Raw genomic sequence first — 24,097 nt, forward strand, 5'->3', positions numbered from 1 at the left:
GCGATAGGAGATTTGAGCGTCTTTAATAAAACGCGACTGCGTTTCAATCTAAACGGCCATTTCTGCCTGAATATAGCGGACAAAGGTGGTGATTCTGGCGGGAACGTGACGCCGTTGCTTATAGACAGCGTGAATACCTGCATCCTGCATCCTGCGTCGTGAAGTCTGGCAGCAAAGCCACTAAAGCGCCCTGATCCAGATAAGGTTCAACATCCCAGGCTGAACGCAACAGCAGGCCTCGCCCATCCAGCACATAACGCATCACCACTTCGCCGTCGTTACTCGACAGGTTGCCTTCAGCTTTATGGCTAAACTCCTGACCGTCGCGGTAAAAGCGCCACATCGCATAATCACTTTCATACTGGCGCAACACCAGACAGTTATGCCCAGCCAAATCCGCCACCGTATGCGGGCTGCCTCTCTTGGCCAGATAGTCGGGTGAAGCACACAGAATACGATGGTTGGTGCGCAACTTGTGGGCAATCAGACGTGAATCAGGCGGCGTACCCACACGAATATCGATATCGATACCCGCATCGAGCATATTGATGGGCTGACTCGACAGTTGCAGTTGTATCTCTAACTCCGGATGCAGCAAGGAGAACGCAGACACCAGCGGGGCTATATGACGGCGACCAAAGCCAAATGAGGCGTTTACCGTCAGCTTGCCGCGTAACGTCATTTGGCTACGGCTGACGGCATTCTCCAGTTCGGCGATATCATTGAGGATGGGAAGCGCGCCTTCACCGTAGAGTTGCCCTTCCAGCGTCAATTCTAAACGTCTGGTGGTGCGCTGAATCAGTTGCACGCCTAGTCGGTGCTCCAGCGCACTTAACCGTTTACTGATGGCGGGAAGAGATAGTCCCATTTCTCTGGCGCCCGCCGTCAGGCTGCCCAAAGCGACAATGCGACTGAAAAACAGCAGATCGTTCACTTCCCGCATAGATTATTACCTTTAATTCAATAATAGCTTTCCCATTAGGCTTATTGTTCATCATTTTGACAAGAAATACACTCGTATGGGTCCGCTAATAGAAAAACAGGAATACCCTTATGTCTGTACCGCGCTACAAGATTGCTGTCATCCCAGGAGATGGCATCGGAAAAGAAGTCATGCCGGAAGGCGTACGCGTTGTTACGCGCTCTGCTTCGCAATTTGGCATTGAATTACAATGGGAATGGTTTGATTTTGCCAGCGCCGACTACTATCTCAAGCACGGTAAAATGTTGCCGGATAATTGGTTTGAGCTGTTGAAAGGTTTCGATTCTATCTATTTTGGTGCCGTAGGTTGGCCTGAAGTGGTACCCGATCATGTCTCGCTCCGGGGATCGCTGCTCAAATTCCGCCGCGATTTCGATCAGTACGTCAACTTGCGCCCGTGCCGCTTGATGCCCGGTGTCAAAGCCCCGCTTGCCAACCACAACCCTGGCGATATTGATTTCTACGTGGTGCGCGAAAATACCGAAGGGGAATACTCCAGCGTCGGCGGCATGATGTTTGAAGGCACTGAGCGTGAGATAGTGATGCAGGAAATCGTGATGACACGCGTCGGCGTCGATCGCATCCTGAAATTTGCCTATGAACTGGCGCAGAAGCGACCGCGCAAACATCTGACGTCTGCCACCAAATAACGGTATTGCGATCACCATGCCATACTGGGACACCCGTGTTGCCGCTATGGGGCAGCATTACCCGGAGATGAAAGTCGACAAATTCCACATCGATATTCTCACTGCCAATTTTGTGCTGCATCCAGACTGGTTTGACGTGGTGGTAGCCAGTAACCTGTTTGGCGATATCCTGTCCGATCTTGACCCCGCCTGCACCGGTACTATCGGTATCGCACCTTCCGCCAACATCAACCCTGAGCGCACGTTCCCCAGCCTGTTTGAACCGGTGCACGGTTCTGCCCCGGATATCGCCGGCAAAGGCCTGGCCAACCCGATTGGTCAAATCTGGTGCGGTGCCATGATGCTGGAGCATCTGGGTCACGCAGAGGCGGGGGCCGCGATTTTACAGGCTATCGAAACTGTGCTGACACAAGGTCCAACGCAGGCACCGTTAACCCGGGATTTGGGTGGCTGCGGTAATACAGAAACCTTAGGACGCGCAATTGCTGATGCGCTTTGAGGTTAGAATGTTAGACATAAAAAAAGCCGTTTTCACGGCTTTTTTATTTTGCGATGACTATCAGTACATAGCGCCCGGCGAAACATCTTTGTGGGCAAGAACATAAGCAGCCAGGATTCTTTTCAGTAAGTTACGCACGATTTTTGGCCTTTTTAACGTTACCGATAATGAAGTTGCAGGTGATGTTGTCTTCTATTAACAGAGTGTACGCGCGTCATCGTCCAGACGCAAGTTTTTGTGATGTACATCACAAAAAAATTGTATACTTACTGTCACGTTCAGAAACTGGTGATATTCACACGTGCAAATAGCTCATCTCGGCGCCCGTTATGTTATCGTATTAAAATATGAAGAACTTTTAATCACCTAGAGTGATAGTTTCCCAGCTGTCGCCGTGAAGGCAAGTTCGTTCAGCGGCCAATATCGCGCCGATATCGCTGTTTTACCCGTAACGCTGCCGCGCTGCGACGGCATGCAGGACGCCATGGAAACCTGGAAACTCAACTTATACGCCGCCTGGGTGGGATGCTTTTTTACTGGCCTTGGCATGAGCCAGATTCTGCCGTTCCTGCCGCTCTATATTAAACAACTCGGCGTCACCGACCACGCATCTCTAAGTTTGTGGTCAGGGCTGATTTTCAGCTCTTCATTTCTGGTCTCGGCCATCGTCGCGCCGCTATGGGGGAGTCTGGCCGTTCGCAAAGGGCGCAAGCTGATGCTGCTGCGCGCCGCGCTGGGCATGGCTATCGTCATGGCGCTACAGGGCATGGCCAGCAACGTCTGGCATCTGTTTATTCTGCGCACCTTGATGGGGTTAACCTCCGGCTATATTCCCAATGCCATGGCGTTGATCGCCTCACAAGTGCCGCGTGAAAAAAGCGGCTGGGCATTGGGCACACTTTCAACCGGTCAGGTGGCTGGCGTGATTATCGGCCCGCTGATCGGCGGCTTTCTCGCTGACCATGTCGGGCTGCGCGTCGTGTTCTTTATCACTGCCACCTTACTGTTCACGTGCTTTTTAATCACCTTGTTCACTATCAAAGAAGGGGGTGATCAAGGTGGCTAAAGCGAATCGCCTCAGTGGCAAAGCGGTGTTCTCTTCCCTGCCCTACCCGGCGCTGATCGTCAGCCTGTTTGTCACCACCATGATGATTCAGCTCGCTAACGGCTCCATCAGCCCAATACTGACGCTGTTTATTCGCGAACTCACGCCAGACACCAATAATCTCGCCTTTCTCAGTGGCGTGATCGCTGCCGTCCCCGGCGTTTCAGCTCTGCTGTCAGCGCCCCGATTGGGCCGTCTGGGCGACAAAATCGGCGCACATCGTGTCCTGATCGCCGCACTGGGAACCTGCGTGCTGCTCTTCTGTTTGATGTCCACCATCAGTGATTCGCTACAGTTGGGGATACTGCGTTTCTTGCTGGGCTTTGCCGATGGCGCACTGATGCCAGCCACACAGGCGTTACTCCTGAAATACAGCAGCCAGCAGGTGACCTGGCGGATTTTTGGCTATAACCAGTCCTTTATGTATCTGGGCAACGTGGCAGGTCCGTTACTCGGCTCCAGCGTGTCCGCCATGATGGGATTTCGCTGGGTGTTCATCATCACGGCACTGCTGGTGTTAATGAATACGCTGCATATCGCCTGGCGCTTCCGACAAATTCCTACCAAACCCTGATAGCGCCGTCGTTATCGCCTGGCGTAAATAACGTCAGGATTTATATACGGATTATTCATAAAACGCCCCTTTGACCTTGGCGACGGCCACCGTTCGGCAGTAGGATCGATAGCGGTTTTTTGTGGTCAACGAAGGAGGTTATTATGTACACAGCGTATGACAGATACAGAAACCCGCTTGAAACGGGCTGTCGTGTAATGCAAAACGGTTCTCGTCTGGCGGGTACCATTGCCGCCATTCATGCAGACAAGCTGAAACGAGAAGACGTTCGTAAAACCAAATGCGTGCAGCTCAACGGGGTCAGCGAATACTTCTCCCATGATGAACTGATGCGTTTGGGCCGCGCATAACACGGCTGCCATTTCCCTTCGGGCGTGTTACCGCGCCCGATGCACGACCTCTCCCGTCCTCCCCCACTAAGGGTGATCGAACCAATCGCGGTTTTGCTCTGCTATCGGCGTGATCGAGTAGATCATCTCTTGCAGATGCTCGCGGATTGCCGCTTCTGCCGCATCAGGATCGTGTGCTTTCAGGCTGTTAAAAATCAGGTAGTGCTGCTTGATCAGATTCAGCGGTGGGGAAACCTGACTCAGACTGAGAAAGCGTACCCGGTCCATGGTCGCTTTAATTGATTCGATGGTTTCCCACGCCAGTGGACACCTTGCCACCTGCGTCAGCAGTTGGTGAAAATCGTCATCCAGGCTTAGAAATTCGCGAATCTGCTCATTCTGTGCCGCCAATTCCTGCCGGTGCAGATTGTGCTCCAACACCAGTAATTGCTCATCGGTCCGAACTCTGCGGCCCGGCGCGCAATAGCACACTCCAGCGCCTAGCGAATAAAACGCGCGTCAGCCACCCGTTGTTCGGAAATTTTCATGACAAAAGTACCGCGCTGCGGCAGTACCTGCACCAGCCCCGCTTCAGCCAGTTTGAGAAACGCTTCACGTACCGGCTGGCGCGAAACGGAAAAACGGGTTGATATCTCTTTTTCTGACAGTAACTTGCCCGGCGGAATCGCGCATTCCACGATATCCTTACGCGGGATACGATAGATTTGCTGGTTTACCGGCTCATTGCTGTTGATCTGAAAGGAAGTTTCCATACATCGCTTTTTACTATTCGAAAGTATTACTCGTCATGATACATGCTAATGCTTTGCCTACCCTCCTTTTCCATCATATTTTTCTCGGCGCTAAACGTAAAAAACGTTATCCGCAGTGCGGATAACGTTAGAAGTTGCTGAAAAACAGCCTTACTCCGTGCATCATTCCCGCGAAGGCGGGAATCTCTTGCTGAAGAAACGCATTTATTCTCACAGAGATCCCCGGCTTTCGCCGAGGATGACGAGGGAGGAAGTGACTTTATCATCAGTCTGAAAACAGGAATTACCAAACCAGCGTGCGCAGCGTCTGCTTCACCCCATGCTGAAGCAGTGACTGGTAGTAGCGGGTCACTGTCGTGACAAATTCACGCTGCTGCGGCAAGTCTTGTCCAAAGATAGCCTCCAGCCCCAGCAATGCCTGTACGCGGGCTTCTCCTTGAGCACTGTTACGCACCACATCAGCCAGCACATCACGCAACGGATCGCTGATATCAATCGTGTTCCCTTGCTCATCCACGCCGCCGACATAGCGCATCCACCCGGCCACACCGAGCTCCAGCATGTCAAAACGGCTGCCGTGCGCCAGATGCCAGCGAATCGAATCCAGCATACGCTGTGGCAGTTTCTGCGAGCCGTCCATGGCAATTTGCCAGGTACGGTGCTTCAACGCACGGTTGCGGTAACGCTGCAATAGTGCGTCGGCGTAAGCCGCCAGATCGACCCCCTGCGTGCGCAGCGTGGGAGCCTGCTCTTGCAGCATCAGGTGATGTGCCGCTTTGACTAACGCCTCATCCTGCATACAGTCGCTGATGTGCGCATAACCAGCCAGATAACCGAGATACGCCAGGAAGGAGTGGCTGCCATTCAACATGCCACGGCGCGTATCGTTGAACCACCAGCCTGACCCGAACTGAAGCGGTGATTTAACCCCCCCCCTCTTCGCCGTACTGGAAGTTGGCAATCGTCGAAGCCACAATGTCATTGTAGGCTGCGTATAAGTTATAAATGATTGTCCTGGGTAAATGATTCTCCTCGGCCATTGCATTGAGAAATGCATTAAGATTGGCGGCCAACCGGGGTTGATCGGCAATAGCGTCAAACCCGCTATTTATCCCCACTTTTTCCAACATGCGTTAGTTATTATTGCGGATCGCGCCGAAATGAATTTGCATGGCCCAATCATATTTTTTATATAACCGAGCCAGCGTAATAAATAATACGCTTTGCCAAATACTCTCTTCCGCTACGGTGATTATTTCACCCTGCATTTTTTTCAGGAATACCGTATCACCCTGTACCGTGGTGAACGGTGTAAAGGTTAAATCGCCCAGCCCGTGATCGGAAATACGGCAACCGACCTCGTGGAAAAGCTGCACCCGCGCTTCCAGCGCACGCTCAAAATCCGTGAACCGGATAATGGTTTCACCGGTCAATTCCGCCAAACGCACCAAGGCAGAAGAGAACTGGTGTCTGTCATGCGAGAAAAACTCGTCCGGTCGAAAGGTCGGTAACACTTTGGGAGTGAAACTGGCATCCTGCTTCAACAACTGATGATAATGCAGAGAATCCAGCGGCGAATCCGTGGTGCAAATAACCTCAACCCGAGAGTGCATCATTAACGCACGCGGTGTGAAGGCATCATCCTGCAACTGACGGTTGCAGGCATCCATAATGTCACGCCAGTTACGGCTGCTCAGCATCTCATCAATGCCGAAGTATTGTTTCAGTTCCAGATGCGTCCAGTGATAGAGCGGGTTGCCAAATGCCGCTTCAACGGTTTCTGCCCACGCCTGAAATTTTTCTTCAGGGGAGGCATTACCCGTGATCTTTTCTTCTGGGATACCGTTGGAGCGCATCGCGCGCCAGCCACAGTTCCGTGATACTGCTGAAACGGTGGTTTTCATAAATGTCTTTGGCTTCCAGATGGCAGTGGTAGTCAATAATCGGTAAATCCCGCGCCACCTGCTGATAGAGTTTGACCCCAGTCGGGCTGCCTATCATGAAGTTGTCGTTAATCAAGTTCATTGCTTTTCTCCTGCATCATCACCGTTGATGATGACTTACCAGTTCCACAGCGTGCCGTCTTCCAAACGTGCCACCGGCAGGTGGGCCGGTTCGTAGGGGTATTTCGCCGCCAGCTTTTCGTCAAACTCGATGCCCAGCCCCGGTTTTTCTCCCGGATGCATGTAGCCATCCTCAAACGTCCAACTGTGCGGGAACACTTCCAGCATCTGTTCGGAGTAGCCCATGTATTCCTGTACGCCAAAATTTGGCACCCAGAGATCGAAGTGCAGCGCGGCAGCCATGCAGATTGGTGGCAAGTCGGACGGGCCGTGTGAACCGGTACGAACCTGATACAGCGACGCAAAATCGGCAATACGGCGCATGCCCGAGATACCGCCAGCATGCGTAATGGTGGTGCGGATGTAGTCGATAAGCTGTTCTTCGATAAGCTGCTTACAATCCCAGATACTGTTAAACACTTCCCCGACCGCAATCGGTGTCAGGCGGTGGTGCATGTCATGCAGCAGGTGTTCGTTAAAGACGTATTTATCACGAACCGCTTCAAACAGTTTCGGGGCGAAATCCAGGTACTTCTCCGTTGACCAGAGTTGTTCTTCGGGCCAGTTCCATTTGGTGGCCGGTTCATACGCCAAGCCTTTGCCTTTGGCCATGCCGTAGGTGGTTTTCATTCCCGGCACGCCGCACCGCACGCGAATCGCCTTAAAGCCCATTTCGCGGTGTTTAGCATAATCATCCAGCGCTTCATCAATGCTGTGCCCGGTGGTGTGACAATAAACCATTACCCCTGTGCGCGCCGCACCGCCCAGCAGTTGATACAGCGGCATGTTGGCAATCTTGCCTTTGATATCCCACAGCGCCATGTCTACCGCCGAAATGGCTGACATGGTTACCGGACCACGACGCCAGTAGGCCCCTTTGTAGAAAAACTACCAAATATCCTCAATCTGCTGCGCATCACGCCCGATGAGCTGCGGGCAAACATGGTCTTTCAGGTAGGAAGCGACCGGTAGCTCACGCCCGTTCAGCGTAGCATCGCCGATACCGGTCAGACCGTCTTCGGTAGTAATTTTCAGGGTGACGAAATTACGCCCTGGACAAGTAACAAATACTTCAGCACTGACAATTTTCACATCGATATCCTTCTATACCCGTCATACTTCAGGTTGCAGGTGCGTTGACTGCGCTCGCTCACCCAAATCACTTACTCAAGTAAGCTCATCGGGATTCGTTCACTTGCCACCTTCCTGCAACGCGAATTATTTAGGGTATGCATCATGGCTTCAATACCAACTACCATACAAGTAGATTTAGTATGAAAACATGATCGAATTCACATTTACACATGATGCAAGGAAATTGTTGGAGGAAATTCAGTCAGTGCTGCCCGGTCGATACCGGGCATTATTAGCAGGCAGGACGAAGAGAAATTCGATTTTCTTCAATAAAATCAATAAAGAGCTTAACCATAGGGATTTGCGCACTGCGTTTGAGGTAGCTGACAGCGAAAATGCGTGGCAACTGGGTTTCTAACGGTGTGATGGTAATATCGAACCCTTCGAGGCTACCGGCAACCTGGGTACACTAGAACACACACCGTTCTGGTTCATTACCAAATCCATGATGATATCGATATTACTGCATTCGCGGAAATAGCTGGGTTTCAACCCCTGCTTGGTATAGGCATCAGAAACAATGGCATGCTCACCGGTGCCTTTCTGCGGCACGATCAACCGCGCCTGCGCCAGAGTTTCAAAGCTCAGCGTTTTGTGCTGCGCCAACGGATGATTGCTCGCCATCACGGCCACCAGTTGATCTTCATACAGCACCTGATGCGCAAACAGCGGATCGTCCTGATAGTCGGCAAACGGTGTAGAATAGGAGAAATGGAGATCGCCGTTACGCACCTTTTCTAACAGATCCATGCTGACACCGTCGATAAATGACATCTCAATGTTAGGATAGCGCCGTTGAAACTGGCTAAAGATTTCGTAATGCCGCAGACGATTGAATATCGGAAGAACACCGACTAACAATGCACCATCATGGCTGTCTTCATAACCACGAATAAATTGCTCAATATCGTAATATTCTCTAATTATACCCCGTATTTTTTTTGGCAAATGCCTTACCAAAAGGAGTCAGGGAAAATTGGCGCGTCGTGCGATTTATCAGTTTTCTTTCTGTTTCCTGCTCCAGGAGCGCTATCTCCTGCGAAAGAAACGCCTGGGAAATTTCAGCGTTTTCGCTGCTTTAGTGAAGCTACCGATGCGAATCAGCTCATGATAGTAGACAAGGCGCTTAATATTTATCATTGATGCCTTAATTTATAATTAATAGATATAACTATTATATTAACACACAAAAAACAAATGTGACAAGAGACACAAATAGCATGTTGCCGAACGTGCTTAAATGAATTCCGCTTAACAAAACAATATATATTATTTATATGTGAATGCCAGGTTGCATAAATGGCACGGGGAACGTGCATCTCAATAAAACGATGTTAGCAGCATAAAGCTATTTTTCATTATTCACGTTATGCACACGCGTGTGCGCAAAGACACATTGCTGCATTCATCTGCGAAAAAGGTATTCGCCTCTTTACGCGAATAGCGTCAACCTCTTTTTTGGATGCGCTATTCACGCGCGCCCTATTTCTGTGGTTACAGGGGTTGGGAAATAATGCTTGTTAATCACTAAGGAATGATGATGTCTACCAACAATAAATCGATGGCGCTGTGCCTGCCTTGTACCTTAGGTTGCTTACCCGCTACTGCCGCTATCGCGGATGCGCCGTTACATACGTTGTCCATAAAGAAGAGTGTTCCATCGGTAAAATTGATCTCCAACGTGGTTTTCTCTCAGGTGCAAATGCGCGGCTATTCTAACGTGGCGCTGAAAATGGATATTTTGCAGCCTGAATAGCCCAAAGCCCTGCCCGCCGTGCTGTTTGTCACTGGCGGTGGTTTTATCAACGCCAACAAGGATAACTACGTTCAGCAGCGCCTGGCGATGGCCGAGGCAGGCTATGTGGTTGCCAGCATGGAATATCGTGTAGCACCGACCGTGCTGTTTCCCGCACCGCTTGAAGATGTGAAATCAGCGGTGCGTTACCTGCGGGCACAGTCAGGGAAATTTGGCATTGACGGCGCGCATCTTGCGGTATTCGGCGCGTCCGCTGGCGGCTATCTGGCTGCCTTTACCGGCACATCGAACGGCGACAAACAGTTTGATAAAGGGGAAAATCTGGATCAAAACAGTCAGGTTCAGGCCGTGATCGATTTCTACAGACTCTCCGATTTACTACGCGTTGGCGAAGGCTTCCCCGATGATGTGGTACAAAAACACACCTCCGCGTCAGCAACCGAGGCTATTTGGGTGAACGGCACTTCCGTGTTCAACTATGGCGGCCCGATAACACGCTATCCTGAACACGCTGCCGCCGCTAACCCCATCAATTACATTAACAGCAATACTCCTACGTTCCTGATTATGCACGGTACCAAGGACACCATTGTCTCGCCGCGCCAAACGGAAATACTGCATCAGGCATTATTACAAAAAGGCATTGATTCTACGTATTACTCGGTGAACAACGCACAGCACGGCGGTGATTACTGGATGCAGCCAGAGATCATGAAAATTGTGATCCAGTTCTTGGATAAGCATTTAAAGGGCTAATATTCACAATACTTTAACATATTCCTCACCTGCGCGCCTGAATATTCAGGCGCGCTTTCCCCCGTAAACGCTGATACTCTCACATCACAGTTTTCATCATTATTTATAAGCCGATCACACTATTCCCCGTTGATAAAAATGATTCTCAATTGACTCTATTACATTATTTACTTTTCATTCACAGTCGCTCATGATATTTAATTACACGCTATATTTATCTTCCTGAAATTTATAATAAATCCAGATAACTTTTATATTAATCTTCAAACCCGCAAATGTGATTTACTGCACACTCTAATCACTATGAGGTATGGTCAAATAAAACCCATAGGAAGCTCATGGTTTACGTGCGTCTTATATTTTTTATCGATAAAAAATTTCTGATGCCTGCTGGGTACCGATATAAAAAAGTTTTTGTTCACTGTCTCAGGGGAGTTCTTCCACACTGCGTCGCAACGAATCAGACATTACAAAAGCCAATCACCCGACGATTTTTCGGTACCGACATCAGCATGACTACATCAACTAGCATTCAATACTGAAGGTGATGTTATGGAAGATCATCCCCGCCGCCGATTTCTTGCCTACATGGGGAGTGCCATTTTTGTGACTGGCAGTTCCTCATTGGCATTAGCAAATGAGGCTGCACCGCAAAACGCAACACCCGCTACCGGCGCTCCGAAAGGGGTACGTTATGGCATGCCGCACAACGAGTCACTGTGTATCGGCTGTAAAGCCTGTATCGGTGCCTGTAAAGAGACCAACAATGTCCCCGATAGCGTTACCCGCCTCGAGATCCTGACCTAGGTTAATATTCCACGCACTTCGACCAGTCGTGCTGTACGCCAATATTTCCGTAAATCCTGTCAGCATTGCGAAAACCCGCCGTGCGTTTCCGTGTGCCCGACCGGCGCTTCCTTTAAGGATGCGCTTACCGGCATCGTCGACGTCAATGACAAGCGCTGCGTAGGCTGCCGCTATTGCATCGCGGCCTGCCCTTACCACGTACGCTTTATCAACCCAGTGACCAATACCGCCGATAAGTGTAACTTCTGCCGTGAGACCAATCTGGCCGCAGGCAAAAAACCAGCCTGCGTCGAGATCTGTCCGACCCACGCACTGGTGTTCGGTGATTTGAACGATCCGGCCAGCGATATTTCTCAAATGATCCTCGCGAACCCGACCTATCGCTCCAAAGTGTATCTGGGTACCGAACCGCAGCTCTATCGCATTCCTGGCAAACGCGGGGTAATCGACAATGCTTAATGCTTTCCACTTCGACACGCTGGTATGGGACTGGCCCATTGCCATCTATCTGCTTTTGGTGGGCATTTCCGCTGGCATGATCACCCTGACGATGCTGCTGAAATATTATGTGCCCGCAGAGTACAGCGGTAAAAACCCTATCGTTATCGCGACGGCGATCGTGGCACCGTTGTCGGTGATGGTCGGTCTGATTATTCTGATCTTCCACCTGACTCGCCCGATGACCTTCTGGTATCTGATGGTCTTCTATAAACCCTGGTTCCATCATGTCGCTCGGTGTGATGCTGTTTCAGGTCTACTTCGTGTTTATCATCCTGTGGCTGGTCAGCCTGTACCGCGATGAACTCCTGACGCTGGTGAGCAAGTTCAACAACGGTGGCCTGCTCTCTCTGGTGCGTAACCTGAGTGCCATTATCCAGAAACGTATCAGTTGGTTTGAAAACACGCTGTTGGTGTTGGCAATCCTGTTGGGCTGCTATACCGGTTTCCTGCTGTCAGCGCTCAAATCTTTCCCGATGTTGGACAACCCGGTACTGCCGGTGCTGTTTCTTGCCTCGGGCACCACGTCAGGCATTGCGGTCGCGCTGTTGGCCGGTGCTTTTAATCGCCGGTTTATTGCTGAACACAAGGGCACTCTGCATTTCATCCACAAGATTGAAAATCCGGTGGTGTTCGCATAGATCTTCTTATTGTTCGGCTTCTTTGTCGGATTGCTGTTGGGCGGCGGTCAGAAAACCCTGTCGGCACATAACGCACTGACCGGATTCTGGGGCGGCGTATTCTGGATTGGGGTCATCAGCGTGGGCATTGCGGTTCCGCTTATTGCCTGGTTCCTTAAGAGCTACGACAGTGCACCAAGCCGCAAGCAAATGGCGTTTATGGCAGGTCTCAGTCTGCTCGGTGTGTTCCTGCTGCGTATGTTTGTAATGTACGCCGGCCAGATGACAGTAGCCTAAACCATGAAGACGTCGTGGGCTCTGTTCTGGATTGCATCCATCACTTTTTTTATGCAATCCGTCGACACGACGATGCTGTATATCGCACTGCCAGCCATTACGGAGGCGCTCCACCAACCGGTGCTGCATATGGAGCTGATCGTTATCTCCTATGTTGTCACCGTGGTGGCTTTCACCCCCGTTAATGGCTGGATGGCAGAGCGACTGGGTGAACGCAACACCTACCTTGTCGCCATCGCCATTTTTATGACCGGCTCGCTGCTGTGCGTCACTGTGACGTCTATCGTCAGCCTGAGCACGTTTCGGTTTATGCAAGGGATCGGCGGCGCGTTGATGCTGCCGATAATCAGAACCATCATTTTGAGGACCACGCCAGATACCATGAAACTCCTATTCCTCAACCGCATTACCCTACTGGGGTTACTGGGCACCATGATTGGCCCAGTTGTGGGGAGTTTGATGGTCAATGTACTGTCGTGGCGTCTGATCTTCGTACTTAATATTCCTCTGTGCCTGATGTGTCTGTGGCTTGCCAGAACGCATATTCCCGCCAGTATGCAGGTTCCACATTTTCGCGGAGACACTTACAAACTGATGCTGCTGGTCGGTATGCTGTTCCTGGGCACCTTTCTGCTGATAGCGATGCCAAAAAAACATCATCGGCCTCCCACTGAGCGCCGCATTGGCCCTCAGCGGATTCGGCCTGGCATTCCTCTATTTCAAACGGGATATGCTTACCGCGCGGCCTCAACCGCGTGAAAACCTGTTTACCATTAAAACGTTTTCCATCGGCGTGACCAGCGGTATCGTCACGCGCATTTTACTCTCTTCAATTCCGGTGGTGATGTCGCTGATGCTGCAAACCCAATTAGCGTATGACCCCGCTACCGTCAGCTTGATTTTGCTGCTGTTTTCCAGCGGTGCTCTGCTCTCTAAACTGGGCTTTGAACCACTGATCAAACGGATTGGCTACCGCAAGCTGCTGCTGCACACCACGGTCTTTACCTCACTGTGTATTTTTGCCATGGGTGCCGCAGTGTAGGAGAACGCCACCATCTTCATCGGTATTATTGCAGTGTTGCTCGGCATTTTGATTTCGACGCTACATTCCGCAGAGAGCACACTGGCCTTCAGCAACCTGAGTCACCATACCTATAACAACGACAATAATATTATGACGGTGACTCAGTTGCTCTCCATTATGGTAAGCATGGCGTTAACCTTTCCCATGCTGCGTTTTCTTACCCGCATGGAGAGCACTATTAATTTAAACAGCTCCAGCTTGTTATTTATTTTACTCGGTATCGGATTACCCATTTGTTGCTTTATATTCATGCATCTTAATGAAGATGACGGCCATCATTTTATTCATGGGAGATAAAGGAGAGCACACGCAATAATTTTCCCCGTTCAATATTACATTGAATATTTATACACTTTTTATTGGAACCGTTGATATGAAAACATTTCAGGGTACGGCAGCTTTTTGTCTGCTGATTGCATCAAGCTTCGCTTTTGCAGACGGCGATTTTAAAGCAGGCACCTATTCTTCCGCCAGCACCGGTATCGGTGGTGACGTGACTGTTACACTCGATGTGGATGCACAAGGAAAAATCAATAAAGCCACGGTTGACGCGCTTTCTGAAACCCCAGAAGTGGGCGGGGAAGCGGCAAAAGTGTTGGCTAAAAGCTTCGTTGAAAAACAGAGTGTCAACATTGATGGCGTGTCTGGCGCTACCTTAACCAGCGAAGCTGCATTAGAAGCGGCGGGTAACGCTTATAATCAAGCAAAAGTCACTAAATAACTGTTATTTATTTCTCGCAGCCTCGCTGCAAAATGAACATTTAAATTAAACATCCATGCTGAATAATATCGGCAGGATAGCGACTACGCGTTATTTCTTTTTTACCTTAAAAAGGATAACGCGAGCATGGCCCCCTTTTGCCAAAAACAAGTTGGGGAATAATAAGAGTAAAACCATCGCATCAATATTTTTATTACAACCATTGAGAGTGGAGAGTATATGAAAATAGTCAGGAGAACGCTGATTGCAGCCGCCTGTTTATCCCTGTTGAGTACCGGCGCTGTCAATGCAGAAACTATCGTAAAAACGGCTGACGTGGTGATTATCGGTGCCGGGGCTTCAGGCACATCCGCCACCATGGCCGCAGCCGAAAAAGGCGCGAAAGTGATTCTGTTGGAAAAACAAGGTGTGGTCGGCGGCACCAGGAATTTTGCGGAAGGGATCTTCGCCGCAAACAGTTCCATGCAAAAACGTCAGGGGATTATCGTTACCCCAGACATGGCGTTCAAAACCATCATGGAATACAGCCACTGGCTGGCTAACCCGTTCGTGGTTCGCGCGTTTGTTAACCGTTCTGCCGATACCATCGAATGGGTGAAATCCAAGGGTATCAAGTTCGAATACATCGGTCCTGGGGGGGGGGGCAGGCTGGATGTTGACCTGGCACGTTATTGACGGACCGGGCCATGGTCGTTTCCTGATCAAAACCTTCCATGAGCAGTTTAAAAACATGGATGTCACCACAATGGTGAAAACCGCCGGTAAAGACCTGATCGTGAAAGACGGCAAAGTCACCGGCGTGACGGCGCAAGACGAGCAAGGCAACACCATCCAGATCGATGCCAAAGCGGTTACCGTCGCCACCGGTGGTTATGCCAACAACAAAGAGATGCTGCAAAAATACGTCGCCTTCCCAGATACCATCATGATTGGCAACGTCGGTAAAGATAGAGACGGGATCAAAATGGCCCGGAAAGCCGGCGCCAAAGATGAAGGAATGGGCGTACTGCAAGCTTACCGCCCTGGCCTGCCAGACTACGCACCAAACTCCCACATGCTGGCCGCTGCACGCCAACCTTATCTTTGGGTAGATACCCATGGCCGTCGTTTTACCGATGAATCCAACGTGATTATTTGGCCTCACTCCGTTAATGCGTTCTCCAAAGCTGGCGGCATCATGTACTCCATCTTTGATGAAACCTCACGTAAACATTACGTGAACGACGGGATCGACGTACCGATCGGTGAATGGGTTATCGCTAACACCAAACTCACCAAGTTTGATGAAGAGCTCCAGAAAAACCGCGGCTTTGTCTACAAGGCACAAACGCTGGACGCACTGGCTAAAGCCATGGGCGTTGACGCCAGCGTGCTGAAAGAGACTATCGATCAGAACAACGTCTTTGTCGCGCAAAAACGTGATGAAGTGTTCAACAAGAACATGGATTACCTGCGTCCGGTGAAAACCGGGCCGTTCTATGCTGTTAAAATGCAGCCTGCCGCACTCGGCACGCTGGGCGGCGTGAAAATTAACGAGAAGATGCAGGCCATCAACAAGGACGGCAATGCCATCCCAGGCCTGTATGTCACCGGTAATGACGCAGGCGGCATGTACGGCGACAATTACGATCTGCTGTTAGGCGGTGGCGCCTTCGGTTTTGCCATGAACTCAGGCCGTATTGCCGCAGAAAGTGCGTTGGATTACATGCACTTCAAAAAACAATAATACTGCTCGCCAGCAACCTGCGCCTTTGGGGCAGGTTGCTGAAAAACCTATCTAAAACAGTAACGTCCACCACCTCTGTCATTCCCACGAAAACGGGAATCTCTTGCAGAAGAAACGCGCTTATCCTTACAGAGATCCCAGGCTTTCGCCGAGGATGACAAAGAGTAAAGTGACTTTGTCGCAGTCTGATTGCTCTTTTCCCTACCCCGCCTTACGAAACGTCAGATTAAACCGGTAATCTTCCGTTCCTGCTTTGATGGCCTGCACACCGTGAAAACGCAGGCGTGACGGTCCGCCCCACACCAGCACATCGCCATGCGTCAGCGGGATACGCTGCACAGCATCGCTGCGCTGCATACCGCCAAACTGGAAGATGGCCGGTAACCCGAGCGACACGGAAACAATCGGCTGGGAAAAATCCCGTTCATTTTTATCCTGATGCAATGACATCCGGCTGCCCACCGCATAGTGGTTCATCAGGCAAGCATCGGCAACAAAGTCAGGAAACCCCGCCTCGTGCGCGGCCTGTTGCGCCAGTTGAGCAAACAGCACCGGCATCGCGGGCCAGGGCGCTCCCGTGAGGGGATCATGGCGCGAATAACGATAACCCAGCACATCAGTCACCCAGCTCAGTGAGCCACAATTTCTCATGGCGGCCGACATGACAAAACCGCCCGGCGTGGTCATCTGTCGAAACGGTGCCACGCGCGTCAGTTGGTCAATCATCCGCATTAACGCTGGCGCACACTCAGTGGCGAACCCGCGCAGCACCACTGCGCCGGGTGCCAGCATCTGGCTCCAGAGCGGAGTGCCCTCGTGCGCGAACAGATCATCCGTCATGAGATTTCTTTGCCTCGCTCTCCAGCAGTTGGCGTTTACGCGCGATGCCCCACCGATAGCTCGACAATGCCCCATCGGTGCGAATAACCCGATGGCAAGGAACAATAACCGCCAGGCGGTTGGCAGCGCAAGCGCCAGCCACCGCGCGCACCGCGTCCGGCTGACCAATTTTTTCGGCAACATCGCGGTAGCTGAGCGTGGTTCCCCGAGGAATGTCTCGCAGAGCCTGCCAGACACGCAGTTGAAACGCAGTGCCACGAATATCGAGCGGTAACGTCAACGGCGCGCCCGGTGAATCAATAGCGCGGATGACCAGCGCCATGCGTTGCTCAAACGCCGCATCACCTTCAACCAACGTCGCATTGACAAACAGAGAGTACAGCTCGTTTTTCAATGCAGTGGCATCATCCCCCAGTAAAACAGCGCAGACCCCGCGCTCACTCTCCGCCACCAGCACAGCCCCCAGCGAACACGAGCCAATAGCAAAATAAATCGTCATGCCCTGCCCCTTGTGTTTAAAACTGCGCTGCAGCATGCCCAGCAGTTGATGAGATTCCTGATAAAACTGCTCGCTGGAATGAAAACCCGCCGCCAATGCGGCTTGCGTTACCGGCACCTTACCGTTCAGCAAGGCGCGCACACGCTGACCACGCAACGCGGTAGCATAACGTTTTGGTGTTACGCCAACCTGGGCTTTAAACAGCCGGTGAAAATGGTAGGGGCTGATACCCACAGCCTTTGCCACTTGCGCCAATATCAGTGATGTCTCGGCCTGCGCCATCAGTTGGTAGGCGTGCTCAATAGCCGCACATTGCCGCTGTTCACGAGACGGATTTCCTGGGCGGCAGCGTTTGCAGGGCCGGAACCCGGCCTGCTGCGCCGCATCCGCATCCACAAAGAACTGCACGTTTTCCCGCAGCGGCAATCGGGACGCACAAGAAGGCATGCAAAATATCCCCGTGGTTTTAACACAATAGACAAAACGACCATCAGCCTGTTTATCGCGTCTGCACAGGGCATCCCACCATGTATTTTCACGTAGAACACGTTCTTCCTCAGGAAAAGCGCGTGCGTTTGTCGACATCACTCACCTCGCAGTCTCTGGTCACAACAGAGATCACACCCTACAGATTACGTCTGGTGAATACCTGACTGATTCTTGCTTTCTCATTCCAGAAGCGCATCGCAGGGTGACAACCCTGATTCACTCTTTTATGCTGAAAGCCCCCCTTTTTCTCTCACGTTCAGGATCAAGTATGTCACACCCGCAGCCAGTATTATGGAACTCGGCGCATAGCGTGCATCTGGCATGTGAACATCTGCGCACGCTTGGGCCACGCTGGCAAGCACAGTTGGACCACATCGGCGAATGTCAGCACCAAACGCACCCGCATCGTGAACCCTATGAAGTGCTAATGCGTGCCGTGGCTTACCAACAGCTCACCACCCGCGCAGGTGATGCCATGATCCGCCGCCTGTTGGACGCGTTTAGTCCTGACGGACAGGTATTCCCTTCCGCTGAGCAGATTGCTGCCAGTGAGAAAGACGCACTGCGCCAATACGGCTTCTCTACGAGCAAGGCAGAAACGTTGCACGCGATTGCACACGGTGCACGAGACGGCTTGGCGCCTACGCGAGAACAGGCGCTAACCATGGACGACGACACACTTATCGAACGGTTATCGACGTTGAAAGGCATTGGCCGCTGGACAGTCGAAATGTACCTGATTTATGGATTGGAACGAGTGGACATTATGCCACTGCACGATCTCGGCATCCGCTTAGGGTTATGCTATTTGCATCAGCGCGATGCGATACCCACGCGCCGTGAATTGGCGGAACTCAGCCTACCGTGTCAGCCATTTCGCACCGTCGCCGCCTGGTATTTGTGGCGCAGCCCGATGATGCCAGACTACGCCGATTTCAAAAGCCGCCTGAAAACCAGCAACCGCAAAGGATGATGGCATTAATGGGGGCGTGATGCGGCGGGCGACCCCCCGCGCTCACCGTCTCTGCGCGCCCAAAACCGGGCGCGCAGTTTGTTATATACCCAGTTATACACCACGGTATACGGCAGGAAAAACAGGAAAAAGCCGATCTCGACCATCAACGCCTGCCACAGCGTAAGTCCCAGCATCCAGGCCGCGACGGGCAAACCACTCAGGATAAAGCCGCCCTCAAAACCTAATCCGTGCAAGATACGCACTACTTTAGCACCGCGCGCCACGCGAGATACTGGCCACAGGCGGTCTAACAGGGCGTTGTAGATGATATTCCACACCATGGCGATGCTGGAGAGCATAATCGCCAATGCGCCCATGGAAAATAGCGGTTTACTAAACAGCCAGGCACCAATGGGTGCCGTGATCAATAGGGCAACCACTTCATAGCCGACAGCATGAAACACACGCTCACCCACGCTTCGGCGCTGTACCGCGGTTGTTTGTCTCTTTGCTGCGTTAGATTGCATACATCACCACACTTTTATTCATCAATTTGGTATTGGGTCAATTAACAAAACAGGCGGTGGAGAAGACCTCACACCGCTTGACGATAGCAGGATATATCGTTATTACTGGAAGAATGGAATTAATATCCATCGATAAAAGCGATGGACTTAAGAAGAGAGCGGTGATGCGCTATTCTCCCGAATCCATGATTGCCTTTGTTACCGCCGCGCAAACCGACTCTTTTTCAGCCGCAACGCGTCAGCTACGTAAAAGCCAGTCCACCGTGAGCGCGGCCATTGCCAACCTAGAAGCCGATCTCGGACTGGTGCTGTTCGATCGTTCCGGGCACCAGCCGCGACTGACGGATGATAGTCATAAGGTGCGCGTGCACGTAGAGGCCATTCTTGCTGCCAGCGACACACTGGATGCGCTGGCGGTCCGTCTGGCTAACCGTATTGAGCCACGTCTGACCTTTGTATTGTCGGATATGTGGAAAGCGGCGCATTACGATCCCTTGCTGCACACCTTTTCTGCCCGCTTTCCTTATATCGAGTTCGAGTGTCTGACCGCCGAGGATGAAGATGCCATCGACCTGCTTAAGGCGCAGCGAGCACACATGGGGGTGATTCGTACCCAACCACACTATCCGACAGAAATCAGCGCCTCACGGCTACACGTAAAAACTGAAATGGCCATCTTTGTTGCCGCACAGCATGCATTGGCGCAGCAACAGTCTGTCTCACCGCAGCAGTTGGCGACGGTACGCCAGCTTTATCTGAATACCTATACGCGCACAGAACGCCAGCCAAAAGAAGGCATTATCTGGTCTGCCCCCCTCTTACCTTATGCTGCTAGAAATGGCAGAACAGGGGTTTGGCTGGAGCATCCTGCCACGCTGGTTGGTCGCAACTGATTGAAATGGATGTAGTGTGGTCAAAACAGTATCCGCCAGGACCGGCAGGGTTTTGGATGATTGATAATTTGCTGATGCAAAAAGATCCGACATCGTCTTGAAATAGATAAGACCTTGATAGATTGCTACAGACCCACTATTTTCATATTGGCGCGATAAAAAACCACATTATTTAAATGGAAAACAAGCCGATAAATTTACTTATTTTTATTAAACAAGTTACACAATATAATAAGCATCAATGCCTACACGGCGCATTATTGCTTTTTTTTACCATTTTCACTGCGTTTTTTTATCGCCCAGGATGTAAAAACCCGCCGATTGGATGCAAAAACTGTGATATACCAAAGTGGTACGTAATGCCAGAAACCCCTACCATGGTCAGGATAATTGTGCTACAGCATAAACGAATATTTTCCAATAAAAATGATAACCATATGCAAGACAAAAAGTCTTCCAAGGAATACTGAATCTTTCTTTTAATTTGTTGCAAGTGAGAAAACATGTCGAATAAACCATTTTATTATCAAGAACCTTTTCCGCTAAGCAAAGACAACACCCAATATCGCCTGATCAGCAGCGATTTTGTTTCCACCGCCCAGTTTGAAGGTCAAGAGATCCTGAAGATCGACCCGCAGGCATTAACCCTGCTGGCACAACAGGCCTTCCATGATGCATCGTTTATGCTGCGCCCAGCTCACCAACAGCAAGTGGCAGATATCCTCCACGACCCTGAGGCGAGTGAAAACGACAAATACGTGGCGCTGCAATTCCTGCGCAATTCGGAAATTGCCGCCAAGGGCATTTTGCCGACCTGCCAGGATACCGGTACGGCGATTATCGTCGGTAAAAAAGGCCAGCAGGTCTGGACGGGCGGCAATGATGCTGAAGCGCTGTCCCGCGGCGTGTATAACACCTTTATTGAAGATAACCTGCGCTATTCACAGAACGCTGCGCTAGATATGTACAAGGAAGTCAATACTGGCACCAACCTACCGGCCCAAATCGACCTGTACAGTACGGAAGGGGCGGAATACAAATTCCTGTTTGTCACCAAAGGCGGCGGCTCCGCCAACAAGACCTACCTTTATCAGGAAACCAAAGCGCTGCTGACGCCGGAAAAACTGAAAAATTTCCTGATAGAAAAAATGCGCTCACTGGGCACCGCAGCCTGCCCACCGTACCACGTTGCCTTTGTTATCGGCGGTACTTCAGCGGAAAGCACGCTGAAAAACGTGAAGCTGGCTTCCACCAAATACTATGACGCTCTGCCGACCAGCGGCAATGAACATGGGCAAGCCTTCCGCGACGTCGAACTGGAAAATGAGCTGCTGAAAGCCGCACAGGATCTGGGATTAGGTGCGCAGTTCGGCGGTAAATATTTCGCTCACGATATCCGCGTTATTCGTCTGCCGCGTCACGGCGCTTCCTGCCCAGTTGGCATGGGCGTTTCCTGTTCCGCTGACCGCAACATCAAGGCGAAAATCAACCGTGACGGCATCTGGCTGGAACAGCTAGAGCAGAATCCTGGTAAATACATTCCTGAGCATCTGCGTGAGGCAGGAGAAGGTGAAGCGGTCAAGATTGATCTTAACCAACCGATGGAACAAATCCTGAAAACGCTGTCTCAGTATCCGGTTTCCACGCGTCTCTCCCTGTCAGGCACAATCATTGTGGCGCGCGATATTGCTCACGCCAAACTCAAAGAGCGCATTGACAACGGTGAAGGATTGCCGCAGTACGTCAAAGATCACCCGATTTACTATTCAGGCCCAGCCAAAACGCCGGAAGGCTATGCTTCTGGTTCGTTAGGGCCAACCACCGCAGGACGCATGGACTCCTACGTTGATCTGTTGCAGGCTAACGGCGGCAGCAAAATCATGCTGGCGAAGGGTAACCGCAGCCAACAGGTGACCGACGCCTGCCATAAACACGGCGGTTTCTATCTCGGCAGCATTGGCGGCCCAGCAGCGATTCTGGCGCAGAACAGCATCAAGAGCCTGACCTGCGTTGAATATCCCGAACTGGGTATGGAAGCGATTTGGAAAATCGAAGTGGAAGACTTCCCGGCGTTCATTCTGGTGGATGACAAGGGGAATGATTTCTTTCAGGTGATCCAGTCCAATAAGTGTAACCGCTGCGCGTAATGTCTTTTGAGGTTAACCCGCGTTGAATGGCGCGGAGGAAACGGGTAACGCCGGGATGAGCGGATCTTTATGCAGACATAGGCGTCATATTTCGTGCGCGAACCAGTTCGCCTCTATCTGCTAACCGCGTGGCACGCGCCCGACACGGGGTGTGCAGTCGCCCACACCCCGTGACCCAGCGCTTTTTGCGGAATAACGCCGCTTCGCGGTGCCTTCAGAAAAAGCTGTCGACGGACGGACCGCTCCCGACGCGACGGGAGCTTTCGCCGCATCCATGCGGCTCATCCTTGCGCCATCTTATTCTTCAGCGTTATTCGATGTGGAACGTCAACCCCACATAGTATGCCCCGCCACAAAAGATGTATTTTAAATACATTTTTATAGCTATTCTTTGATGAGCTTTATAAACTACCCGCAACGCGGTAAAACGCGATAAGAATGTATAAGCTCTCCGAGGTGTATGATGCAAAACCTGATCTGTTATAAAACCCTGCCGCAGTGGAATGCACAGACGCTGCCCGCCGCGTTTCAAGAAAAACACAATACGCAAGTGGGTACCTGGGCAAAGTTGACCGTCCTGAAAGGATAGCTGACGTTCGCCATGCCGCATGAAGATGGCTCGGTGATTGAGACTTATCAGTTTACAGAACAGAATCAGCCACCGTTTGTTGAACCGCAAGCCCGGCACCGGATCGTCAGTGCCTCAGCGGATTTGGAGTGCCAGTTAGCGTTTTACTGCACCGCCGAAGATTATTACGCTAAAAAATATGGCCTGACGGCAACCCATTCCGAAGTAGTGGCCGCACTGGCGCAAATACCGGCTGGCAAAGCGCTCGATCTTGGCTGCGGTGGAGGCAGAAATGCCCTTTACATGAACCTGTGCGGATTTGACGTTACTGCGTATGACAAAAACCTCAACAGCATCTCGTCACTGAAAGAAATCATCAGCAGCGAAAACCTCTCCGGCATTCGCGCCAGCCTGTACGACATCAACAAAGCCGCGTTAGACGAACAGTTTGACCTTATCATATCCACCGTGGTGTTGATGTTTCTGGAACGCGAGCGCATTCCTTTCATCGTGCATAACATGCAGGAGTGCACCGTAGAGGGTGGCTATAACCTGATCGTGGCGGCCATGTCCACCGAGGATTTCTCCTGCCCACTGCCTTTCTCCTTCACCTTCCAGCACAATGAATTGCGTGAGTATTATTCCGGGTGGGATATCCTGAAATACAACGAAAGAGGTGGGTGAATTGCATAAAACCGACGAGAACGGCAACCGCATCAAACTGCGCTTCGCCACCTTACTGGCAAGAAAAACGCAGCCGAACGCGTAACATGCACTGGCTGCGTTTTTAAGGGCCGGTATCACC

10 protein-coding genes and 15 pseudogenes are annotated in these 24,097 nt (G+C 51.3%); 14 read left to right on the forward strand and 11 right to left on the reverse strand.

Annotation, left to right across the window (positions count from 1 at the left end; translation table 11 throughout):
- Positions 1-48: 48 nt before the first annotated feature.
- A pseudogene (locus JZM30_RS08480) lies at positions 49-943 on the reverse strand (LysR family transcriptional regulator).
- Positions 944-1,053: 110 nt separating this feature from the next.
- On the opposite strand from JZM30_RS08480, the pseudogene JZM30_RS08485 reads away from it, so the two are divergent.
- A pseudogene (locus JZM30_RS08485) lies at positions 1,054-2,131 on the forward strand (tartrate dehydrogenase).
- A 60-nt stretch (positions 2,132-2,191) separates the two neighbouring features.
- On the opposite strand, the gene azuC reads toward JZM30_RS08485, so the two are convergent.
- Positions 2,192-2,269, reverse strand: coding sequence for a stress response protein AzuC (gene azuC / locus JZM30_RS24980; RefSeq protein ID WP_498037995.1), 78 nt, complete (start codon positions 2,267-2,269; stop codon positions 2,192-2,194).
- 346 nt (positions 2,270-2,615) lie between these two features.
- Here azuC and JZM30_RS08490 point away from each other — a divergent pair.
- Positions 2,616-3,810 (forward strand): annotated as a pseudogene (locus JZM30_RS08490) (multidrug efflux MFS transporter).
- Positions 3,811-3,953: 143 nt separating this feature from the next.
- Entirely contained in the window at positions 3,954-4,160 is a 207-nt protein-coding gene (gene ydfZ, locus JZM30_RS08495; RefSeq protein WP_286673520.1) for a putative selenium delivery protein YdfZ, read from the forward strand.
- Positions 4,161-4,226: 66 nt separating this feature from the next.
- Here the strand turns inward: ydfZ and JZM30_RS08500 are convergent.
- The 6 pseudogenes from JZM30_RS08500 to JZM30_RS08525 form a co-directional block, all read right to left on the reverse strand.
- A pseudogene (locus tag JZM30_RS08500) lies at positions 4,227-4,912 on the reverse strand (GntR family transcriptional regulator).
- Between the two features lie 283 nt (positions 4,913-5,195).
- A pseudogene (locus JZM30_RS24685) lies at positions 5,196-5,786 on the reverse strand (mannitol dehydrogenase family protein); the annotation flags it as partial.
- 15 nt (positions 5,787-5,801) lie between these two features.
- A pseudogene (locus JZM30_RS24690) lies at positions 5,802-5,969 on the reverse strand (hypothetical protein); the annotation flags it as partial.
- Positions 5,914-6,937 (reverse strand): annotated as a pseudogene (gene uxaC, locus JZM30_RS24695) (glucuronate isomerase); the annotation flags it as partial. The pseudogenes uxaC and JZM30_RS24690, both read right to left, overlap by 56 nt.
- 35 nt (positions 6,938-6,972) lie before the next feature.
- Positions 6,973-8,067 (reverse strand): annotated as a pseudogene (locus tag JZM30_RS08520) (D-galactonate dehydratase family protein).
- 274 nt (positions 8,068-8,341) lie between these two features.
- Positions 8,342-9,249: pseudogene (locus JZM30_RS08525) on the reverse strand (LysR family transcriptional regulator).
- Between the two features lie 421 nt (positions 9,250-9,670).
- Between JZM30_RS08525 and JZM30_RS08530 the strand changes: the two are divergent.
- The 7 genes and pseudogenes from JZM30_RS08530 to JZM30_RS08560 all read left to right on the forward strand — a co-directional run bounded on the left by JZM30_RS08530 (position 9,671) and on the right by JZM30_RS08560 (position 16,374).
- Positions 9,671-10,621: pseudogene (locus JZM30_RS08530) on the forward strand (alpha/beta hydrolase fold domain-containing protein).
- 552 nt (positions 10,622-11,173) lie between these two features.
- Positions 11,174-11,887, forward strand: a pseudogene (locus tag JZM30_RS08535) (4Fe-4S dicluster domain-containing protein).
- A pseudogene (nrfD, locus tag JZM30_RS08540) lies at positions 11,880-12,843 on the forward strand (cytochrome c nitrite reductase subunit NrfD). Before JZM30_RS08535 ends, nrfD begins: the two co-directional pseudogenes overlap by 8 nt.
- Positions 12,844-12,846: 3 nt before the next feature.
- A complete protein-coding gene (locus JZM30_RS23910; RefSeq protein ID WP_308167146.1) occupies positions 12,847-13,602 on the forward strand; it encodes an MFS transporter in 756 nt (251 codons plus the stop codon).
- A complete protein-coding gene (locus tag JZM30_RS23915; RefSeq protein ID WP_308167147.1) occupies positions 13,574-13,885 on the forward strand; it encodes a hypothetical protein in 312 nt (103 codons plus the stop codon). The genes JZM30_RS23910 and JZM30_RS23915 overlap by 29 nt, the downstream gene beginning before the upstream one ends.
- Before the next feature lie 415 nt (positions 13,886-14,300).
- Positions 14,301-14,648: an FMN-binding protein gene (locus JZM30_RS08550; RefSeq protein ID WP_252318797.1), complete on the forward strand. Its 348-nt coding sequence runs from the start codon at positions 14,301-14,303 to the stop codon at positions 14,646-14,648.
- Positions 14,649-14,867: 219 nt separating this feature from the next.
- A pseudogene (locus tag JZM30_RS08560) lies at positions 14,868-16,374 on the forward strand (FAD-dependent oxidoreductase).
- A 201-nt stretch (positions 16,375-16,575) separates the two neighbouring features.
- On the opposite strand, the gene alkB reads toward JZM30_RS08560, so the two are convergent.
- The gene (alkB, locus tag JZM30_RS08565) at positions 16,576-17,214 is read right to left on the reverse strand and encodes a DNA oxidative demethylase AlkB (RefSeq protein ID WP_252318344.1); all 639 of its coding nucleotides are present in this window, start codon (positions 17,212-17,214) and stop codon (positions 16,576-16,578) included.
- On the reverse strand, positions 17,204-18,298 hold the full coding sequence (gene ada / locus JZM30_RS08570; RefSeq protein WP_252318345.1) for a bifunctional DNA-binding transcriptional regulator/O6-methylguanine-DNA methyltransferase Ada: 1,095 nt from the start codon (positions 18,296-18,298) through the stop codon (positions 17,204-17,206). Before ada ends, alkB begins: the two co-directional genes overlap by 11 nt.
- Positions 18,299-18,470: 172 nt before the next feature.
- Between ada and JZM30_RS08575 the strand changes: the two genes are divergently transcribed.
- A complete protein-coding gene (locus JZM30_RS08575) occupies positions 18,471-19,175 on the forward strand; it encodes a DNA-3-methyladenine glycosylase family protein (protein WP_252318346.1) in 705 nt (234 codons plus the stop codon).
- A 5-nt stretch (positions 19,176-19,180) separates the two neighbouring features.
- On the opposite strand, the gene JZM30_RS08580 is transcribed toward JZM30_RS08575, so the two are convergent.
- The gene (locus JZM30_RS08580; RefSeq protein ID WP_252318347.1) at positions 19,181-19,684 is read right to left on the reverse strand and encodes a multidrug/biocide efflux PACE transporter; all 504 of its coding nucleotides are present in this window, start codon (positions 19,682-19,684) and stop codon (positions 19,181-19,183) included.
- Positions 19,685-19,848: 164 nt separating this feature from the next.
- Here JZM30_RS08580 and JZM30_RS08585 point away from each other — a divergent pair.
- The 3 genes and pseudogenes from JZM30_RS08585 (at position 19,849) to tehB (ending at position 24,061) form a co-directional block, all read left to right on the forward strand.
- A pseudogene (locus JZM30_RS08585) lies at positions 19,849-20,678 on the forward strand (LysR family transcriptional regulator).
- Between the two features lie 402 nt (positions 20,679-21,080).
- Positions 21,081-22,724 carry a class I fumarate hydratase FumA gene (gene fumA / locus JZM30_RS08590; protein ID WP_252318348.1) on the forward strand — a complete coding sequence of 548 codons (1,644 nt, stop codon included), beginning with the start codon at positions 21,081-21,083 and terminating at the stop codon, positions 22,722-22,724.
- Between the two features lie 463 nt (positions 22,725-23,187).
- Positions 23,188-24,061: pseudogene (tehB, locus tag JZM30_RS08595) on the forward strand (SAM-dependent methyltransferase TehB).
- Positions 24,062-24,097: the final 36 nt, after the last annotated feature.

The organism is Candidatus Symbiopectobacterium endolongispinus (assembly GCF_018777385.1).
GTDB lineage: Bacteria > Pseudomonadota > Gammaproteobacteria > Enterobacterales > Enterobacteriaceae > Symbiopectobacterium > Symbiopectobacterium endolongispinus.

What these genes read in the sequence shown, in the direction of transcription:
- ydfZ (WP_286673520.1), top strand. Translation starts at nt 3,954, where the DNA reads ATGTACACAGCGTATGACAGATACAGAAACCCGCTTGAAACGGGCTGT.
- JZM30_RS23910 (WP_308167146.1), top strand. Translation starts at nt 12,847, where the DNA reads ATGAAGACGTCGTGGGCTCTGTTCTGGATTGCATCCATCACTTTTTTT.
- JZM30_RS23915 (WP_308167147.1), top strand. Translation starts at nt 13,574, where the DNA reads ATGCTTACCGCGCGGCCTCAACCGCGTGAAAACCTGTTTACCATTAAA.
- JZM30_RS08550 (WP_252318797.1), top strand. Translation starts at nt 14,301, where the DNA reads ATGAAAACATTTCAGGGTACGGCAGCTTTTTGTCTGCTGATTGCATCA.
- alkB (WP_252318344.1), bottom strand. Translation starts at nt 17,214, where the DNA reads ATGACGGATGATCTGTTCGCGCACGAGGGCACTCCGCTCTGGAGCCAG.
- ada (WP_252318345.1), bottom strand. Translation starts at nt 18,298, where the DNA reads ATGTCGACAAACGCACGCGCTTTTCCTGAGGAAGAACGTGTTCTACGT.
- JZM30_RS08575 (WP_252318346.1), top strand. Translation starts at nt 18,471, where the DNA reads ATGTCACACCCGCAGCCAGTATTATGGAACTCGGCGCATAGCGTGCAT.
- JZM30_RS08580 (WP_252318347.1), bottom strand. Translation starts at nt 19,684, where the DNA reads ATGCAATCTAACGCAGCAAAGAGACAAACAACCGCGGTACAGCGCCGA.
- fumA (WP_252318348.1), top strand. Translation starts at nt 21,081, where the DNA reads ATGTCGAATAAACCATTTTATTATCAAGAACCTTTTCCGCTAAGCAAA.